The 17,588-nt window shown below is 71.2% G+C and carries 15 protein-coding genes and 1 pseudogene; 5 read left to right on the top strand and 11 right to left on the bottom strand.

Going from position 1 to position 17,588, the window contains the following annotated elements:
* Positions 1-12: 12 nt before the first annotated feature.
* The 7 genes from OG611_RS29355 to OG611_RS29325 all read right to left on the bottom strand — a co-directional run bounded on the left by OG611_RS29355 (position 13) and on the right by OG611_RS29325 (position 8,885).
* Positions 13-1,701, bottom strand: a complete 1,689-nt coding sequence (locus tag OG611_RS29355) for an urease subunit alpha (RefSeq protein ID WP_266426964.1) — start codon at positions 1,699-1,701, stop codon at positions 13-15.
* The gene (ureA, locus tag OG611_RS29350; protein ID WP_266426961.1) at positions 1,698-2,378 is read right to left on the bottom strand and encodes an urease subunit gamma; all 681 of its coding nucleotides are present in this window, start codon (positions 2,376-2,378) and stop codon (positions 1,698-1,700) included. Before ureA ends, OG611_RS29355 begins: the two co-directional genes overlap by 4 nt.
* 167 nt (positions 2,379-2,545) lie before the next feature.
* The gene (locus tag OG611_RS29345; RefSeq protein WP_266426958.1) at positions 2,546-4,810 is read right to left on the bottom strand and encodes an FtsX-like permease family protein; all 2,265 of its coding nucleotides are present in this window, start codon (positions 4,808-4,810) and stop codon (positions 2,546-2,548) included.
* Positions 4,811-4,812: 2 nt separating this feature from the next.
* A complete protein-coding gene (locus tag OG611_RS29340; RefSeq protein WP_266426956.1) occupies positions 4,813-5,475 on the bottom strand; it encodes an ABC transporter ATP-binding protein in 663 nt (220 codons plus the stop codon).
* A gap of 80 nt (positions 5,476-5,555) precedes the next feature.
* Positions 5,556-5,996: a hypothetical protein gene (locus OG611_RS29335; protein ID WP_266426953.1), complete on the bottom strand. Its 441-nt coding sequence runs from the start codon at positions 5,994-5,996 to the stop codon at positions 5,556-5,558.
* A gap of 485 nt (positions 5,997-6,481) precedes the next feature.
* Positions 6,482-7,570, bottom strand: coding sequence for a branched-chain amino acid aminotransferase (locus OG611_RS29330; RefSeq protein ID WP_266426950.1), 1,089 nt, complete (start codon positions 7,568-7,570; stop codon positions 6,482-6,484).
* A 238-nt stretch (positions 7,571-7,808) separates the two neighbouring features.
* Positions 7,809-8,885 (bottom strand): 3-isopropylmalate dehydrogenase, encoded by a 1,077-nt coding sequence (locus OG611_RS29325; RefSeq protein ID WP_266426948.1) that lies wholly within the window; start codon positions 8,883-8,885, stop codon positions 7,809-7,811.
* Between the two features lie 129 nt (positions 8,886-9,014).
* Here OG611_RS29325 and OG611_RS29320 point away from each other — a divergent pair.
* A pseudogene (locus tag OG611_RS29320) lies at positions 9,015-10,132 on the top strand (metallophosphoesterase).
* Between the two features lie 12 nt (positions 10,133-10,144).
* Here OG611_RS29320 and OG611_RS29315 read toward each other — a convergent pair.
* Positions 10,145-10,273 carry a hypothetical protein gene (locus tag OG611_RS29315; RefSeq protein WP_266426945.1) on the bottom strand — a complete coding sequence of 43 codons (129 nt, stop codon included), beginning with the start codon at positions 10,271-10,273 and terminating at the stop codon, positions 10,145-10,147.
* A 365-nt stretch (positions 10,274-10,638) separates the two neighbouring features.
* Positions 10,639-11,184 (bottom strand): GNAT family N-acetyltransferase, encoded by a 546-nt coding sequence (locus OG611_RS29310; protein ID WP_266426942.1) that lies wholly within the window; start codon positions 11,182-11,184, stop codon positions 10,639-10,641.
* 100 nt (positions 11,185-11,284) lie between these two features.
* Here OG611_RS29310 and OG611_RS29305 point away from each other — a divergent pair, with 100 nt between their 5' ends.
* The 4 genes from OG611_RS29305 (at position 11,285) to OG611_RS29290 (ending at position 14,711) form a co-directional block, all read left to right on the top strand.
* The gene (locus tag OG611_RS29305) at positions 11,285-11,857 is read left to right on the top strand and encodes a CDP-alcohol phosphatidyltransferase family protein (protein ID WP_266426939.1); all 573 of its coding nucleotides are present in this window, start codon (positions 11,285-11,287) and stop codon (positions 11,855-11,857) included.
* Entirely contained in the window at positions 11,854-12,714 is an 861-nt protein-coding gene (locus tag OG611_RS29300; protein ID WP_266426936.1) for a phosphatidate cytidylyltransferase, read from the top strand. Before OG611_RS29305 ends, OG611_RS29300 begins: the two co-directional genes overlap by 4 nt.
* The gene (locus tag OG611_RS29295; protein WP_266426933.1) at positions 12,711-13,919 is read left to right on the top strand and encodes a lysophospholipid acyltransferase family protein; all 1,209 of its coding nucleotides are present in this window, start codon (positions 12,711-12,713) and stop codon (positions 13,917-13,919) included. Before OG611_RS29300 ends, OG611_RS29295 begins: the two co-directional genes overlap by 4 nt.
* A gap of 81 nt (positions 13,920-14,000) precedes the next feature.
* On the top strand, positions 14,001-14,711 hold the full coding sequence (locus OG611_RS29290) for a nitroreductase family protein (protein WP_266426930.1): 711 nt from the start codon (positions 14,001-14,003) through the stop codon (positions 14,709-14,711).
* Between the two features lie 119 nt (positions 14,712-14,830).
* Here OG611_RS29290 and pruA read toward each other — a convergent pair whose 3' ends face one another.
* Positions 14,831-16,462, bottom strand: a complete 1,632-nt coding sequence (gene pruA, locus OG611_RS29285; RefSeq protein ID WP_266426928.1) for an L-glutamate gamma-semialdehyde dehydrogenase — start codon at positions 16,460-16,462, stop codon at positions 14,831-14,833.
* A gap of 39 nt (positions 16,463-16,501) precedes the next feature.
* Positions 16,502-17,482: a proline dehydrogenase family protein gene (locus OG611_RS29280; protein ID WP_266426926.1), complete on the bottom strand. Its 981-nt coding sequence runs from the start codon at positions 17,480-17,482 to the stop codon at positions 16,502-16,504.
* Between the last annotated feature and the right edge of the window lie 106 nt (positions 17,483-17,588).

Genomic DNA, 17,588 nt, shown 5'->3' with positions numbered 1-17,588 from the left:
TCACGGGGGTCCTTAGAGGAAGTAGAGGCGGTTGAGGGAGACGGATTCGGCGGGCTCGGAGCGCAGCGGGTCGCCGTCCAGGGTGACCAGCCCGCTGCGGGCGTCCACGGCGACCTCTCCGGTGCGGGAGTTGTGGACCAGGTCGCCGGGGCCGATGCCCCGGGTGCCGCGCACGCCGACGCGGCGGCGGCGGGTGGGCATCGAGTCCGCGCCGAGCTGGGTCGCCGCCTGCGAGACGAAGGCCACGGAGAGATCGGCGGCGGTGGCTCCGTACGCCCCGAACTGCGGTCCGAGGACCAGGGGTTCGCAGGTGTCGGTGGCGGCGTTCGGGTCGCCCGTGACCCCGTACGCGGGGAAGCCGGACTTCAGTACGAGCTGCGGCTTCGCGCCGAAGAACTCGGGCCGCCACAGCACGATGTCGGCGAGCTTGCCGGTCTCGATGGAGCCGATCTCGTGCGCGAGACCGTGGGCGATGGCGGGGTTGATGGTGAGCTTGGCGATGTAGCGCAGCACCCGGGCGTTGTCGTCCGCGGGGCCGTCGCCGTCCATCGGGCCGAGCTCGGCCTTCATCTTCCCGGCCATCGCGAAGGTGCGGCGCACCGTCTCGCCGGCCCGTCCCATGCCCTGCGCGTCGGACGAGGTGATGCCGATGGCTCCCAGGTCGTGCAGCACGTCCTCGGCGCCCATCGTCCCGGCGCGGATGCGGTCGCGGGCCATGGCGGCGTCGCCCGGCAGGTCGGTCTTGAGGTCGTGTACGGAGACGATCATCCCGTAGTGCTCGGCGACGGCGTCCCGGCCGAAGGGCAGCGTCGGGTTGGTGGACGAGCCGATGACGTTCTCGACGCCCGCCATCTTGAGGACGTTGGGGACGTGCCCGCCGCCGCAGCCCTCGATGTGGAAGGCGTGGATCGTGCGGCCCTCCAGGACGCGCAGGGTGTCCTCGACCGACAGGCACTCGTTCAGCCCGTCGCTGTGCAGGGCGACCTGTACGTCGTGCTCCTCGGCGACCCGCAGCGCGGTGTCCAGGGCGCGGGTGTGGGCGCCCATGTCCTCGTGCACCTTGAAGCCGCAGGCCCCGCCCTCCGCGAGCGCCTCGACCAGCGGAGCCTGGTGGGAGGACGAACCGCGACCCAGGAAGCCGATGTTGACCGGCCAGGCGTCGAACGCGTTGAAGGCGTGGCGCAGGGCCCAGGGCGAGTTGACGCCGACGCCCCAGACCGGGCCGAACTCCTGGCCGATGATCGTGGTGACGCCGGAGGCGAGCGAGGCCTCCATGATCCGCGGCGAGAGCAGATGGACATGGGTGTCGACGGCGCCCGCCGTCGCGATCATCCCCTCGCCGGAGACGATGGTGGTGCCCGTGCCGACGACGACGTCCACGCCGTCGAGGGTGTCCGGGTTGCCGGCCCGGCCGATCGCGGAGATCCGGCCCTCGCGGATGCCGATCGACACCTTGCGGATGCCCTGCACGGCGTCGATGACCAGCACATTGCTGATGACGATGTCGCAGGTGTCGCGCACCGCGGCGGCCTTGAGGTGCAGCCCGTCGCGGGCGGTCTTGCCGAAGCCGGCGAGGAACTCCTCGCCGTAACTCTGCGCGTCGGACTCGACGCGGACGGTCAGCCCGGAGTCACCGAGCCGGACCCGGTCCCCGGCACGCGGGCCGTGCACGGAGGCGTACTCGTACGGATCGATGCTCATCGCTCAGCTCCCAGATATCCACAGGCCGCGGCGCGACGCAGGGCCTCTTCGCGTGCGCCGGGGGCGTCCAGCGGGCCGTCGACCAGGCCCGCGAAGCCGATCGCGATCCGGCCGCCGCCGATGGGCACCAGACCCACCTCGACGGTTTCGCCGGGGCCGAAGCGGACGGAGGACCCGGCGGGGGCGCAGAGCCGCATCCCGTAGGCGGCCGCGCGGGTGAAGTCGAGCCGGGGGTTGGCCTCGAAGAAGTGGAAGTGCGAGGTCACGGAGACCGGCACGGTCGCGGTGTTGTGGACGGTCAGCCGCACCGCGGGCTCCGGCTCGGGCGTGGCGGGCCCGGGGACGACGGCCCCGGGCGCCTCGTCGCCCAGCCCGTCGCCCAACGGCCGGGAGACCACGGCGAGCCGCGAGCCGTCGTCGAAGACGGCCTCCACATGGACCTCGGTGACGACATCGGCGACGCCCGGCAGCACGTCGTCGGGGCCGAGCACCGACCGGGCGGCCTCGATGGCCTCGGCCAGCCGGCGCCCGTCCCGGGCGGCCTCGCAGACCGTGTCCGCGATCAGCGCGGTCGCCTCGGGGACATTGAGCTTGAGCCCCCGGGCGCGGCGGGCGCGGGCCAGTTCGGCGGCGCCGAAGAGCAGCAGCCGGTCACGTTCCGTCGGAGTCAGTCGCACGTCTCCACACCTCTCGGTTAGAGCAGCACTCTAACTCACGGTTAGAGCGGCACTCTAAGGATGTGAGAGGGCACACTCCGGAAAGCCGGCGGACGTGTCCGGGCGCATACGAAAGCCGCGCCCGGCGGTCGCCGGCTCCCGCGGGGTCCCGCCGGTGCCGGCCCGGCTCAGTCGCGGCGGATGAGCTCCGGATCGATACGGCGCCCGACCAAGGGCCAGGTGCCCACCGTCGCGAGCACGAGGACGCCGGCCATGGCGGCCACCAGCAGGGGGACCCCCGCGCCGTCCCAGAAGATCTCGCCACCGCCCGTGATCAGGTAGGCGGACTCGGCGGCCTTGCCTGCCACCAGCGCGAGAACGAGACCGACGGCGAGCGGCAGGAGCACCTGTGTGCACTGGACCAGCCGCAGGGTGCGTGCCCGGGCTCCGAGCAGGGAGAGCGCCGTCACCTGCGGGCGGCGTTCCACGGCCCGGTCGGTGACGGAGACAAGGAACGCCGCGACGCCGATGACCAGACCCATCACCATGCCGAGCGCGAGCAGTGTCTCGATGACGGTGATCTGCTGGAGACCGTCGATGTTGATGCCGGCCGGGTCGACGTCGGCGGTCGGTGCGATGGCGCCGATACGGTCGAGGACCGCGCGCACACTCGCGGGGTCGGAAGCGCCGGCGAGGACGAGCCTGCCGGAGACCGGCTTCGCGTGCGCCGGGAGCGCCGAGGGGGGTACGAGCAGGCCGGGACTGGGCATGTTGGTGACATCGAAGCCGTCGAACAGCACGGTGGCGCGCGGCACTTCGACCTTGAGTGAGGTCTGCCGCCCAGCCGCCGTCAGGAGGAAGGTGGAGGTGGTGAGCGGCTGATCCGAGACCTGCGGGTCGCTGAGGCGGAGCACCTCGCCCTCGACGCAGCCCTCGGCGTGCCGAACCAGCTTCGCGAACTGGGCGCAGGTGGCGACCAGAGCCGGGGCCTGCGCGTCGGACGCGGCATCGGGATCCGTCCGCGGCTCCATGACGAGGGCGTGCGCGGCCACGCCGGGAATGTCGCGCAGTCGCCGCTGCTGGTCCTCGGTGAGCCGGGACTGCGACAGGCTGTACTCCTGCGACGGCGAGTCGTTGTGGGTGATCTGGCGTTCCTCCACCAGGACGCCCTGGGCGAGCGACGCGGAGAAGACCAGCAGGACCAGGCCGGTGACCACACGCATGGCACTGCCGGGTTCGACTTCGTTGCGCCGCATGGCCATGCTGAGCGCGAGACTGCCCGACCGGGCGAGCCGCCTGGCCAGCGTGTACGAGAGCAGCGGCATCACCATGACGAGTCCGGCCCCGGTAAGCAGCACGCCCGCGGGAACCAGCAGGGAGTTCATGCCGGTGCTCTGCGCCGGGTGGTCGGTGAAACCGGTCGCGCAGTATCCGGCGACGAGGCCGAGCCCGGCAATGAGCAGGAGGCCGCCCCAGAGGCGGGGCGCGCGCGGCGCCGCGGTGCGCCGGGTACTGAGCGGGTCGGCCGCCGCCGTGCGGGCACTGGCCCGGCCGACGAACCAGGCGAGGGCCGGACAGCCGATCAGACAGACGGCGATGGTGGAGGCGGACAGCGAACCGTCGTCCGGATACCACTTGAGGCCGGGCAGTCCGGTCCTGGCCATGATCTGGTTGAGCACCCAGAACTCACCGAGACCGAGTGCGGCACCGAAGAGCGCCGCGACCACGGTCTCCGCCGCGTTGACGCGTTGCGTGCCCCTGCGGCTGAGGCCGAGCAGACGCAAGGCCGCGAGGCGCCGGTTGCGGCTGGCCGCCGAGAGCTTGGCGCAGACGGAGAGGAAGACGGCCAGGGGCAGCAGGACGAGCGCGGCGAGCGTGAAGCGCAGGATGTCGAGGGTGGAGGCTTCGACGGCCGTGGTGGGGGGATGCTCGGAACCGAAGCTCTTCAACGCGCGTGCCTCGGGGCCGAGTCGATCCCTGCTGGTGCCGACGTAGGCGTACAGCTCGTTGGGATCGGTCAGACCGGCAGGCCCGATCAGGCCCTCTTCCCGGCCGGGCAGCAGTCCCCTCAGTCCGGGCTCGCGCCGGAGCTGATCGCGCAGCGCGGGAGAGACGAACACCTCGCCGGGGCCCGGCAGCGCGCTCAGGCCGGGTGGCGGCTCCGGGGTGTCGTCCGTGCCGCGCGCGACGAAGACACGACTGAACGGCTTGGAGCCGTGCGGGTCGGAGCGCTGGAGCACGAGAGTGGGCTGCCCGGCCTTCTTGCCCACGAAGACCTGGGGTTCCCGGTCGGCGGATCGGCCGTCGTGGGCGTCGAGGATCGCCGGGATCGTGAGGACGAGTGCGAGGCAGCACACCCCGAGCGACCCGCCCAGCAGCATCAGCAGGAATCGCGCCCGGTTGCCGCGCCCGGATCCGAACAGCAGCCGAAGGCCGAGGCTGAACTCCCTCATGATTACTGGCCCTTCGGATCGAGTACGCCGTCGGCCATCGTGTAGCGCCGGTCGGCCCGGGCGGCGACCGCCGGGTCGTGGGTGACCAGGAGGACGGCGGTGCCCTGCGAGCGGGCCAGCTCCAGGAATTCCTGCAGGACGGTGGCCGCGTTGGCACTGTCCAGCGAGCCGGTCGGTTCGTCGGCGAAGACGACGGCCGGCCGGTGCACGAGCGCCCGTGCCACGGCCACGCGCTGGCTCTGGCCGCCGGACACCTGTGAGGGACGCCGCTCGCGCAACTCGGCCATGCCGAGGCGGTCGAGTACCTCGGCAGCCGCCTGGAGTGCCGGACGCTTGCGCTGTCCGGCGAGTCTGAGCGGCAGGGCGGTGTTCTCCTCGATGGTCAGCTCGGGGAGCAGTTCGCCGTACTGGAAGACGAAACCGAATCGCTCGCGGCGCAGCGTGCTGATGTCCTCGTCGTCGAGTTCGTCGTACGCGCGGCCCTCGAACCGCACCTGTCCGCGGACGGGCGGCAGCACCCCCGCGAGGCAGTACAGGAGCGAGGACTTGCCGGATCCGCTGGCGCCGGTGATGGCCGCGATCTCGCCGCGGGCCAGGGACAGATGGACGTCCCGGACGGCGAGCGTGGGGCCGTAGGAGAGGTCGACTCCCTTGGCGCTGAGCACTTCTGACGTACTGATCGCTTCCCCCAAGAGGCGAAAGGCCCGGGGCGAAGCCCCGGGCCGGTGGTGTGCGGGTCGGCCGACTACCGCTTGTAGTGCTTGGTCACCGAGCAATTGTCCGGGTGGAACGAGCCGCGGTCACGACAGGCACGGATCCAGGCGTCGTTGGTGTACCGGGCAGCACCGTCGTACGTGTAGTAGTCCTTGTGGACGGTCTTCTTCTGCTTGCCGTTGTAGCGGTTCCAGCTGTAGCCCTCGACCTTGACCTGGACATAGACGTTGTGACCATCGCCCGCGGAGGTGTCCTGGAGATCGCCCTTCCAGTGGAAGGCTCCGTACTTGGCGCCGGGCGCCTCGAACTTGTAGTAGCCATTCTTGAACTTGACACCGGAACTCGACAGGGTCGGGATCTTGTGCCACGAGGCGGCGGCTTGGACATTTCCATTCGCACTTGCGAAAGAGACTCCCGCGCCCGCGACAAAGAGTCCGGTGGCGAGCACGCCGACGGCCAGCTTTCGATTCACTGTGTTCTCCCCGTTTACGATGATCCGTTCACGTTGGATCGCGAACTCCGGCACACTAACACGGCAGATCTATGGGGCAGTTGGATTTTTGACGAGCCGATGCGAGACGGAGTTTCACTCTGTCGCCGCTCTGTGCGGGCTCGGCAATCATTGCGCGAACACCCCGCTTGACCCGCTCGAACCGTCTAGCGTGGGACGCAGGAAGGTATGCAACTGCACAGCAATGCCAGGAATGATCCAAGGCCCCGCCACCCCGCCCCGTCCCACGGAGCGCTCCTGCCACCGGGCAGCGGTGCCGTCCGGCAGGAGGCAGCCGACGGTGCGCACGCATGACGCGCGAAGGCCGCGCCCGGCGAACAGCCGGGCGCGGCCTTCGTGCGTGCAGGGTCTGGACCGAGGCATCCCGTCCGGACCGCCGCGACCCGCGACAACGCGGTGAGCCGGCGTGCGTGCCGGACCCCGGCCATGATCCGCCGGGCAGGTCCTCAGCCGAGCGGGTGCATCCAGCCGTGGGTGTCCTCGGCGACGCCGCGCTGGATGTCCAGCAGGCGCTCGCGCAGCTTCATGGTGACCTGGCCGGGCGTGCCGTCGCCCTGGATCCACTCGCCGCCCTCGGACTTGACGGTGCCGACCGGGGTGATGACGGCGGCGGTGCCGCAGGCGAAGACCTCGGTGAGGGTGCCGTTCGTGGTGTCGTCGCGCCACTGGTCGATGGAGACGCGGCCCTCCTCCGACTCGAAGCCGAGGTCACGGGCGACCTTGAGCAGCGAGTCACGGGTGACACCGGCGAGCAGGGAGCCGGTCAGGGCCGGGGTGACGATCTTGTTCCCGTACACGAAGTACAGGTTCATGCCGCCGAGCTCCTCGACCCACTTGTGCTCGACCGCGTCGAGGTAGGCGACCTGGTCGCAGCCCTTCTCGGCGGCCTCGGCCTGGGCGAGGAGGGACGCGGCGTAGTTGCCGCCGGTCTTGGCGTCGCCCATGCCGCCGGGGACGGCGCGCACCCGGTTCTCGGAGAGCCAGATCGAGACCGGCTTCACACCGCCGGGGAAGTACGCACCGGCCGGCGAGGCGATCACCAGGAACAGGTACTCGTTGGCGGGCCGCACACCGAGACCGACCTCGGTCGCGATCATGAACGGGCGCAGGTAGAGGGACTCCTCGCCGCCGTGCGCCGGAACCCAGGCCTCGTCCTGCTTGACGAGCGCGTCGCAGGCCGCGATGAACGTCTCGACCGGCAGCTCGGGCATGGCCAGCCGGCGGGCGGAGGCCTGGAAGCGCTTGGCGTTGGCCTCGGGGCGGAAGGTGGCGACCGAACCGTCGGGCTGGCGGTACGCCTTGAGGCCCTCGAAGATCTCCTGCCCGTAGTGCAGGGTCATGTTGGCGGGATCGATCGAGAGCGGTGCGTACGGCACGAGCTGGGCGTCGTGCCAGCCGAGGCCCTCGGTCCACCTGATCGTCACCATGTGATCGGTGAAACGGCGGCCGAATCCGGGGTTGACCATGCTCACCTCGCGCTCCGCGTCGGACAGCGGGTTCGAGGAGGGCTTGAGCTCGATCGTGGGCGTCGTCATGAGTGCGTGTCCTTCACCGTTGTGTGTGTTGGACCGCGCCCACGCCGCTCCTGCCAGACAGGTGCTAGGACGTCCGAGCTTTGTTGCGAGCCGCGGCCCCGTTCGATTATCGCTCCCGGGTGGCCGTGCACGAAACGGCGTGTTTGCGGTCCAGTGGTCGATGGTGGCACCCGGGGCCGCACAGGTGAAGCCGCCGGGTGCGGCTGCTACCCGGCGGCTTCGAAACGGAGTCGTCGGGTCAGTTCGCTACGCGTACCGCGAGCGCGTCGCCGATCTGGTCGGTCGTACGGCTCGTCGCCCCTCCCCCAGAGCCCGAAAGGCCTGGGAGGTGCCCCCCTCGCTCCGCGAGGTCGGCGGAGACGGCGTCCTCGATGCGCACGGCCTCGGCCTCGTAGCCGAGGTGGCGCAGCAGGAGGGCGACGGAGAGGATCGTGGCCGTCGGGTCGGCCTTGCCCTGGCCCGCGATGTCGGGGGCGGAGCCGTGGACCGGCTCGAACATCGACGGGAAGGCGCCCGTCGGGTTGATGTTGCCGGACGCGGCCAGGCCGATGCCGCCGGTCACGGCAGCGGCGAGGTCGGTGAGGATGTCGCCGAAGAGGTTGTCGGTGACGATGACGTCGAAGCGCTCCGGCTGGGTGACGAAGAAGATCGTCGCGGCGTCGACGTGCAGATAGTTGGTGGTGACCTCGGGGTACTCGGTCGCGACCTTGTCGAAGATGTTCTTCCACATGTGGCCGGCGTACACGAGGACGTTGTTCTTGTGCACCAGCGTCAGCTTCTTGCGCGGGCGGGCGTTCGCCCGCTCGAACGCGTCACGGACGACGCGCTCGACGCCGTACGCGGTGTTCACGCTGACCTCGGTGGCGACCTCGGCCGGCGTACCGGTGCGCAGCGAGCCGCCGTTGCCCGTGTACGGGCCCTCGGTGCCCTCCCGGACGACGACGAAGTCGATGTCCGGGCGGCCGGCCAGCGGGGTCGCGGTGTTCGGGAACAGCTTGGACGGCCGCAGGTTGATGAAGTGGTCGAAGGCGAACCGCAGCTTCAGCAGGAGCCCGCGCTCCAGGACGCCCGACGGCACCGACGGGTCGCCGATCGCGCCGAGCAGGATGGCGTCGTGGCCCTTGAGGGCTTCGAGCTCCGCGTCCGGGAGGGTTTCACCGGTGCGGTGCCAGCGCCGGGCACCAAGGTCGTACTCCTTGGTCTCCAGCTTCACGTCCTGCGGGAGAACAGCGTTGAGGACCTTGAGGCCCTGGGCCACGACCTCCTGGCCGATACCGTCACCGGGGATCACTGCGAGATTGAGGCTGCGAGACATGTCCGCACCTTACTGCGCGTCCCACCCCATGACACGTAACGTCCACCATACGGACACATGGGGAGCTGTACGTGTACCGTTCACCTACCCGGCGGTACGGAGTCGGGCAACGGGTGGATGTTCTGGTCCATGGACATCCCCCGTTTCGGAATCCCCGAGAAGCTCGCCGACCGCATGAGCATGGCAGAGCAGCACGACTATCTGCGCGCCCGGCTGACCCGGCGCGGCGTGCTGCGTACGAGCGTGGCGACCGCGGCCGTCGCCGGCACCGGGCTCGCCGCCTCGCCCGCCTTCGCCGCCCCCACCGTGCCCGCCTCGCGCCGCACCTCCACCCAGGTGGACGGTTCGCTGGTGGCGCCGTTCGGCCGGCACCTGGCCTACGGCGCCGACCCGAGGACGCAGATGGCGGTCTCCTGGCAGGTCCCGTTCGCCGTGAAGCGGCCGTACATCCGGATCGGCCACAAGCCGTGGGCGCTGCCGGAAACCACGACATGGAGGCCTGGTACTCCCCGGACGGCTACGGCGGCCAGAACGCCCGCTGGACGCTGCCCGGCAACGGCCCGGACCCGGTGAACCAGCCCGGCGCCTACTCGTTCGTGCACGGCAATGTGGGCGTCGTCGCCCTCGACGCCAATGACGTCTCGTACGAGATCCCGGCCAACTTCGGGATCAGCGACGGCCGCCAGACCCGGTGGCTGGACCGGCGCCTCGGCGAGCTGCGGGCCCGCCACGACATCGACTTCGTCGTGGCCTTCTTCCACCACTGCGCCTTCTCGACGACCAACGCGCACGCCTCCGACGGCGGGGTGCGCGAGGCATGGGTCCCGCTCTTCGAGAAGCACCAGGTGGACCTGGTCATCAACGGCCACAACCACGTCTACGAGCGCACCGACGCGATCCTGAAGAACGCCGTCCGGCGCAAGGTGCCGATCGGCGAGCGGACCGACCCGACACGGGACGGCATCGTGTACGTCACGGCGGGCGGCGCGGGCAAGGCGCTGTACAACTTCCCGGCGCCGGACACCTACGAGGGACACGTCCAGGATCTGGACGGCGTGGACACGTACCACGTGGTCAAGGGCGGCGGAAAGGCGACCGAGACCGTGGAGTGGTCCCGGGTGCGCTACACCGGCTTCTCGTTCCTGGCAGTGGAGGTGGAGCCCGGCCGGCACGCCCGGATGAAGGTCACCGCGCTCGCCGAGTCGGGCGAGCGCATCGACCACTTCGAGATCAGGCGGCGGGGCTGAGGCGAACCGGTCTCAGTGACCGGTGGAACCGCCGTTGTCCCTGCGGTCGAGGGCGCGCTGCAGGGCGGCGGCGGCATTCCGGCGCTCCGACTCGGTCGGGCGGGGGGTGTGACGGACACGGCGGACAGTCGTCTGGACCATGATGGATCGACTCCTTGAGATCGCGAGGATTTCGAGATCGAACATCGTGAAGATGATTTCGAGATCGGGATTTCGAGGCGCCGGAGGGGCGGGGAGCGGGCGCCGCAGGGGTTGCCTGCACAAGGGCGCGCACTCACGACCGCCATTCGCTGGATCTAGCGTGACGTTCGGCTTCTACAAAGCTAGGGCAGCTCGGCCGGTCTGTCTCCACAATTACTCGGACTTCCTACTATCTGAGACGGAGGTTTGGGCCCGCCCGCCCGCGCCACCCGGACGAGAACCCGGATTTCCGGCGATCGTGCCTGGTCAGGGACGGTGACAAGGCCGACGGGCCGCGTCCGGCGCCCCCTTCGCGCAGATGTCGCTCACATCACGTCCCCGTCCCGCCAGTCGAAGACCAGCGTCCCGGAGCCGGCGGGCAGCACCCGGCCGGCCGCGCCACGGACGTAGGTGCTGCCCTCCTCGTCCGGCAGCCGCTCCACCCCGTACCGCGCCTGTACGGCGATCCGCCCCGGCCACACCCGCCAGCCGCGCCCGGCGTACAGCGCCGCCCCGGCGGCCGACGCGGACAGGGCGCCGAACGCGTACGCCCCGTCGACGACCTCCTCCAGCGCGGCCATGATCCGCCCGCCGAGCCCTTCCCGGCGCCGGTCCGCGCGGACCGCCACGGCCTCCACGTAGCCGATCCGGTACGAGTGGCCCAGGTGGATGACCCGGCGCTGGATCACGCTGCCGTGTGCCAGCAGCCCGCTGCTGTCGCGCACGCACGCGTGGATGCCGCCGAGGCCGTGGTCCCAGTCGTCGTCGCTGAAGTCGCCCTCGAAGGCGGTGTCCAGCAGCGCGCGGATCTCGTCGAGTGCGGCCGGGGCCAGCCGGCTGGTGTGTGCGGTACGCAGGATCGCCTCGGTCATACGCCCCAGCCTCTCAGGCACCACGGCCACCAGGTACTCAGTCCGCATATGAGTACCTGCCACGTGTCGAAGGACTGTGCGTCGCAAGAGAGTTGGGCCCATGAACGGCCTCTACGCTCTCAAGCCCTGGTACGCGGACCGGCTTTCCGGTGTCCGCGCCTCGCTGGTCCGCCGTGAAGTGTCGCCCGACACCCTCACCGCGGCCGGTGTGGTCTCGGCGGCCGGTGCCGCCGCCGCGCTGGCCTGGCTGCCCACCGGCCTCGCCGCCCTGCCGGTCGCCCTGCTGCTCGCCGCCCGGCTCGCCTTCGCCAACCTGGACGGCGCGCTGGCCCGCGACACCGGCCGGACGACCAGGCGCGGCGCGGTGCTCAACGAACTCGGCGACCGGGTGGCGGATCTGGTCGTGCTGGCCGGTTTCCTGGCGCTCGCCCCGCTGTGGCTGGTGGCGGTGGCCGGGCTCGCGGCGACGCTGCCGTCCTGGGTGTCGCTGGCCGGGGCGGCGGCGGGCGCGCCCCGGCGCAACGGCGGCCCGGTCGGCAAGACCGAGCGCTGCCTGCTGGTCGTGGTCGCGGCGGCGAGCGGCTGGACCGTGCCCGTCCTGATCGTGATCGCGGCCGGTTCGCTGCTCACCGCGGCGCTCCGGCTGGCGGGCCTGTGGCGGGAGCCGGCATGAGCGCCGTACTGATCGCCGAGGAGGCCGCGGCGCGGGCCGTGCCGCTGGTCGCGGGGGTGCTGGGGGCGGGCGGTGTCGCCGTCGCCGTGCTGCCGTCGAAGGTCCGGATGCGGGCCGAGCTGCGCAAGCGGTGGCGTACCTGGGCGTTGGTGGCGCCGGTCTTCCTGGGGGCGTACTTCCTGGGCGGCGGCGGGACGTTCGCGCTGGCCGCGGGGCTCGGGGTGGTCGCGGCGGGCGAGTTCGCGCGGATGGCGGGGCTGCGCCGGGGCGACCTCGCGGTGCTCGTGGCGGCCTCGGTGGTGCTCCCCGCGCTGGCGTGGCTGGCGCCGCGGCTCCTCGACGTCCGGGCGGCAGCGCTGCTGCTGGTCGCGGCCGCACTCGTGCCGGTGCTGGGCGGGGACGACCGGACCGGCTTCACCCGCACCGCGCGTACCGCCTTCGGGCTGCTGTGGATCCCGGTCGCCCTGACCGGTCTGGTGACGCTCGGGGACACGGGTGTCGCGGTGGGGCTCGCGGTGGCGCTCGGCGATGTCGGCGCCTGGTGCGGCGGCACGGCCCTGGGCCGCCGGGGCCCGCTCGCCCGGCCGCTGTCGCCGCTCTCCCCCAACAAGACCTGGGCGGGGGTGCTCGGTGCGGCGGTGGCGACGGCCGCGGGGCTGCTCGTGCTCGGCGAGTTCGCGTTCCCGCTGTGGGCCGCGGTGCTCGGCGGCTGTGTCCTCGGCGACCTGATCGAATCGATGGTCAAGCGCGAGTCGGGGGTGAAGGACGCGGGCAGCTGGCTGCCCGGCTTCGGCGGCCTCCTCGACCGGATCGACTCCCTGCTGGTGGCCCTTCTCCTGGCGATGGTGACGACATGACCCCCACCCCTGCGCGCGTCCGCGAGCGGGTCGCGCTGCCCGTACGCTCCCGGTTCACCGCCGCGCTCCGGCGCGGTCTGTGGTGGGGCGTCCTCAGCCTCACCGGCGGGGTGGAACGGCGTGGCCGGCTGCCGCGCGGCGGCTGTGTCGTCGTCGCCAACCACTCCTCGCACGCGGACACGGCGGCGCTCCTCGCCGCGCTCGACGCCCGGCACACCCCGGCGATCGGCGCGGCGGCCGACTACTGGTTCGCCTCGCCGTGGCGGCGCCGGATCTGCCGCAGGCTCGCGGCCGGGTTCCCGGTGCGGCGCGGTGGCGGCGGCATGGACGATCTGCTGTCCATGGCGGACGAGCTGCGCTCCGGCCGGGCGGTCGTCCTGTTCCCGGAGGGGACCCGGGGCAAGGACGGCGAGCTGGGCTCCTTCCATCGCGGCGCACTGGTCCTGGCCGAGCGGGCCGGGGTCCCGGTCGTGCCGGTCGGGATCGCGGGCACGGACCGGCTGCTGCCCAAGCACGGCCGGCTGCGCTCGGCGCTGGTGCGCGTGTCGATCGGTGACCCGCTGCCGTCGACGACCGGTCCCCGGGAGGCCCGCGACGCGGTGGTCGCCCTGCACGCGCGCACGGTCGCCGAGCCGCTGAAGGACTCCGCGACGCGACGCCGGGTGGCCGCGGTCGTGACCTCTCGACGGGGCGTTGCGCTGGCCTTCTGCTGGGCGCTGGCGGAGGCGCTGAGCTGGCCGCTGATGCCCGAGCTGCTGCTGGCCGCGGTGTGTGTGGCGGTGCCGCGGGCGGCGCCGAGGATGTCGCTGGGCGCACTCGCCGGCAGCCTGGCCGGTGGCCTGCTCGCCCTTCAGCTGGCCGCCGCGGGCGTGCACCTGCCCGCTCCGCTGACCACCGACCGGATGCGGGCCGAGGTCCGGGCCGAGCTCGCCGTGGAGGGCGCGTCCGCGGTGCGGCACCAGCCGTGGAACGGCATTCCGTTCAAGGTGTACGGGGCCGAGGCGGGCCGCGCCGGGGTGCCCGCGCTCGACTGGCTCGCCGCGTCGGCGACGGCACGGGGTTCCCGGACGCTCACCGTGGGGCTCGGCTTCGCCGCCTTCGGACTGCTGATGCGCCGCCACCGACGCCAGTACGGCCGCTGTCTGGTCCTGCTGGGCAGCGGGTTCACGGCGGGGCTCTCGCTGATCGTCGCGGGCTGGAGCTGACCGGACACTGACCGACGGGCGTGCCGGTTCTGTCCGACGGCACCCTGGTCCGGACCAGTCCTCGCCCGCCACACTGCCGACATGTCCGAGACCACAGCCGTACCCCCGCAGTGGACGCCCATCCATGGCGCGCCCTACCAGCCGGTCCCCTACCGTCCCGAACGGATCGCGGCCGACGAGTCGCTCGCACGTGCCGCCCGCCTGCGACAGCTGATGGCCGGGCGCAGAACCGTACGCCGGTTCTCGTCCGATCCCGTTCCCGAGCAGGTCGTGAAGGACGCGATCGCCTGTGCCGCGACCGCTCCGTCCGGCGCGCATCAGCAGCCGTGGACCTTCGTCCTGGTCAAGGACCCGGACGTACGCCGACGCATCCGCGAGGCGGCCGAGCGCGAGGAGCGGATCAGTTACGACGGCAGGCTCGGCGAGGAGTGGCTGGCAGCGCTGCGACCGCTGGGCACGGATGCGGTCAAGGCCCATATGACGGACGCCCCGGCCCTGGTCGTGGTCTTCCAGCAGCGGTACTGGGTGGGCGAGGACGGCACCAGGCACAAGCACTACTACGTCGACGAGTCGGTCGGGATCGCCGTCGGCATGCTGCTCTCGGCCCTGCACCTCTCGGGCCTGGCGGCGCTGATCCACACGCCGAGCCCGATGCGGTTCCTGCGCGAGGTGCTGGACCGCCCGGCGAACGAGAAGGCGTTCGCGGTGATTCCGGTCGGGTATCCGGCCGACGACTGCCAGGTGCCCGGCCTGGTGCGGAAGCCGCTGGAGCAGGTGCTCAAGGAGATCTGACGCCCTCGGCGGGACGGCGGAACCGGCCCCGGAATGGAAACCGCCTCCCGGCCGGCAGGGGAACCGGGCGGGAGGCGGAATTCGTGACGGGGCGCCGGGGTGGGGCGCCCCGAGGGGTGTCAGCCCTGGTGGGGGTAGGTGTAGTCGGTCGGCGGAACCAGCGTCTCCTTGATGGCCCGGGTCAGGGTCCAGCGCTGCAGGTTCTGCGGGGCGCCCGCCTTGTCGTTCGTACCCGAGGCACGGCCGCCACCGAAGGGCTGCTGGCCGACGACGGCACCGGTCGACTTGTCGTTGATGTAGAAGTTGCCCGCGGCGTACCGCAGCTTCTCCATCGTGTACGCGGCCGCGGCACGGTCGTTCGCGATGACGGAGCCGGTCAGCGCGTAGTCGGAGACCGACTCCATCTGCTCCAGCATCTCGTCGTACTTGTCGTCCTCGTAGACGTGCACGGCGAGGATCGGGCCGAAGTACTCGGTCGTGAAGACCTCGTTGGCCGGGTCGCTGCACTCGATGACGGTCGGGCGGACGAAGTAGCCCACCGAGTCGTCGTACGTGCCGCCCGCGACGATCGTGCAGCTCGGGTCGGACGCGGCACGGTCGATCGCGGCCTTGTTCTTGGCGAACGAGCGGTCGTCGATGACGGCGCCGATGAAGTTCGACAGGTCGGTGACGTCGCCCATGCTGATGGCGTCGACCTCGGCGGCGAACTTCTCCTTGAAACCGGAGTTCCAGATGGAGGCCGGGACGTAGGCACGGGAGGAGGCCGAGCACTTCTGGCCCTGGAACTCGAAGGAGCCACGGGTCAGCGCGGTCTTCAGGACGGCGTGGTCGGCCGACGGGTGGGCGACGACGAAGTCCTTGCCACCGGTCTCGCCGACGAGCCGCGGGTAGGTGCGGTAGTTGGCGATGTTGGTGCCGACCGTCTTCCACAGGTGCTGGAAGGTGGGGGTCGAGCCGGTGAAGTGGATGCCGGCCAGGTCGCGGTGGTTCAGGGCCACCTCGGAGACGGCGATGCCGTCACCGGTCACCAGGTTGATGACGCCCTTGGGCAGACCGGCCTCTTCCAGGAGCTGCATCAGCAGCACGGCGGCGTGGGTCTGCGTCGGGGACGGCTTCCACACCACGACGTTGCCCATGAGGGCGGGGGCGGTGGGCAGGTTGCCCGCGATGGCCGTGAAGTTGAACGGCGTGATCGCGTAGACGAAGCCCTCCAGCGGGCGGTGGTCCATGCGGTTCCACACGCCCGGCGAGTTGGCCGGGGGCTGCTCGGCGAGGATCTGGCGCGCGTAGTGCACGTTGAAGCGCCAGAAGTCGACGAGCTCGCAGGGGGTGTCGATCTCGGCCTGCTGCGCGGTCTTGGACTGGCCCAGCATCGTGGACGCGGCCAGCGTCTCGCGCCACGGGCCGGACAGCAGCTCGGCGGCGCGCAGGATGATCGCGGCGCGGTCGTCGAAGGACATCGCGCGCCAGGCCGGGGCGGCGGCGAGCGCGGCGTCGATCGCGTCCTGCGCGTCCTTCTGCGTGGCACCCGCGAACGTACCGATGACGGCCTTGTGGTTGTGCGGCTGCACGACGTCGAAACGCTCGCCACCGCCCATCCGCTTCTCGCCACCGATGGTCATCGGAAGGTCGATCGGGTTCTCGGCGAGCTCCTTGAGCTTCACCTCCAGGCGGGCACGCTCCGGGGAGCCCGGGGCGTAGGAGTGGACCGGCTCGTTGACCGGCGCGGGGACCTGGGTCACAGCGTCCATGGGTTCCGTTGCTCCTTGGGTAGAGAGGTGGAGGGGGGCTCAGCCCTTGGTGAGGATGGAGCGGCCGAAGAACAGCAGGTTCGCCGGCTTCTCCGCGAGGCGGCGCATGAAGTAGCCGTACCAGTCGGTTCCGTACGCCGTGTAGACGCGCATCCGGTGGCCCTCGGCCGCGAGCCGGAGGTGCTCGTCGCTGCGGATGCCGTAGAGCATCTGGAATTCGTACTCGTCCAGTTTGCGCCCGGCCTTGCGGCCCAGCTCCTGGGCGATGGCGATCAGGCGGGGGTCGTGGGACCCGATCATCGGGTAGCCCGTGCCCTCCATGAGGATCCGCAGGATGCGGACGTACGCCTTGTCGATCTCGGCCTTGTCCTGGTACGCGACGGAGGCGGGCTCCTTGTAGGCGCCCTTCACGATGCGGACGCGGCTGCCGGCGGCGGCCAGGCGGCGGGCGTCGTCCTCGGTGCGGAACAGGTAGGCCTGGATCACACAGCCGGTCTGCGGGTAGTCCTTCCGCAGCTCCTCGTGGATGGCGAACATCGAGTCGAGGGTGGTGTGGTCCTCGGCGTCCAGCGTGACCGTGGTGCCGATCTCGGCGGCGGCCTCGACGACCGGGCGGACATTGGCGAGCGCCAGCTCGTGGCCGCCCGGGAATCGAGCAGCGAGCCCGGAGGGCTCTCCGTTGAGGGTGGCGGCGGGCGACGGGAGGGACTGGCCGAACATGGAGAGCTTGACGGACATCTCGGCCTTGGTGCCCAGGCCCAGGTCCTTGAGGCGGCCGATCAGTTCGAGGTAGGCGTCGCGGGCGTCGGAGGCCTGCTCGGGGGTGGTGATGTCCTCGCCCACCACGTCGAGGGTGACTTCGAGGCCCTTGTCGGCGGCGTCCTCGATGATCGGGACGACCTGGTCGACGGTCTCACCGGCGATGAACCGGTCGACGACCTGCTTGGTGCCAGGTGCGGCCGAGATGAAACGGCGCATCTTGTCGCTGCGGGAAGCGGCGAGAATCACGGGACCCAGCACGGGGCACCTCCACGGAAAGTACGAACGAAGGCCATACCGGAAATCGGGTAACAGACCGGTACAGCACGGAGAACCACCGTGAAATCTAAGGATCTCTCCGATCCTG

The organism is Streptomyces sp. NBC_01363, from assembly GCF_026340595.1.
GTDB lineage: Bacteria > Actinomycetota > Actinomycetes > Streptomycetales > Streptomycetaceae > Streptomyces.
This window is presented reverse-complemented; position numbering and strand designations above follow the sequence as displayed.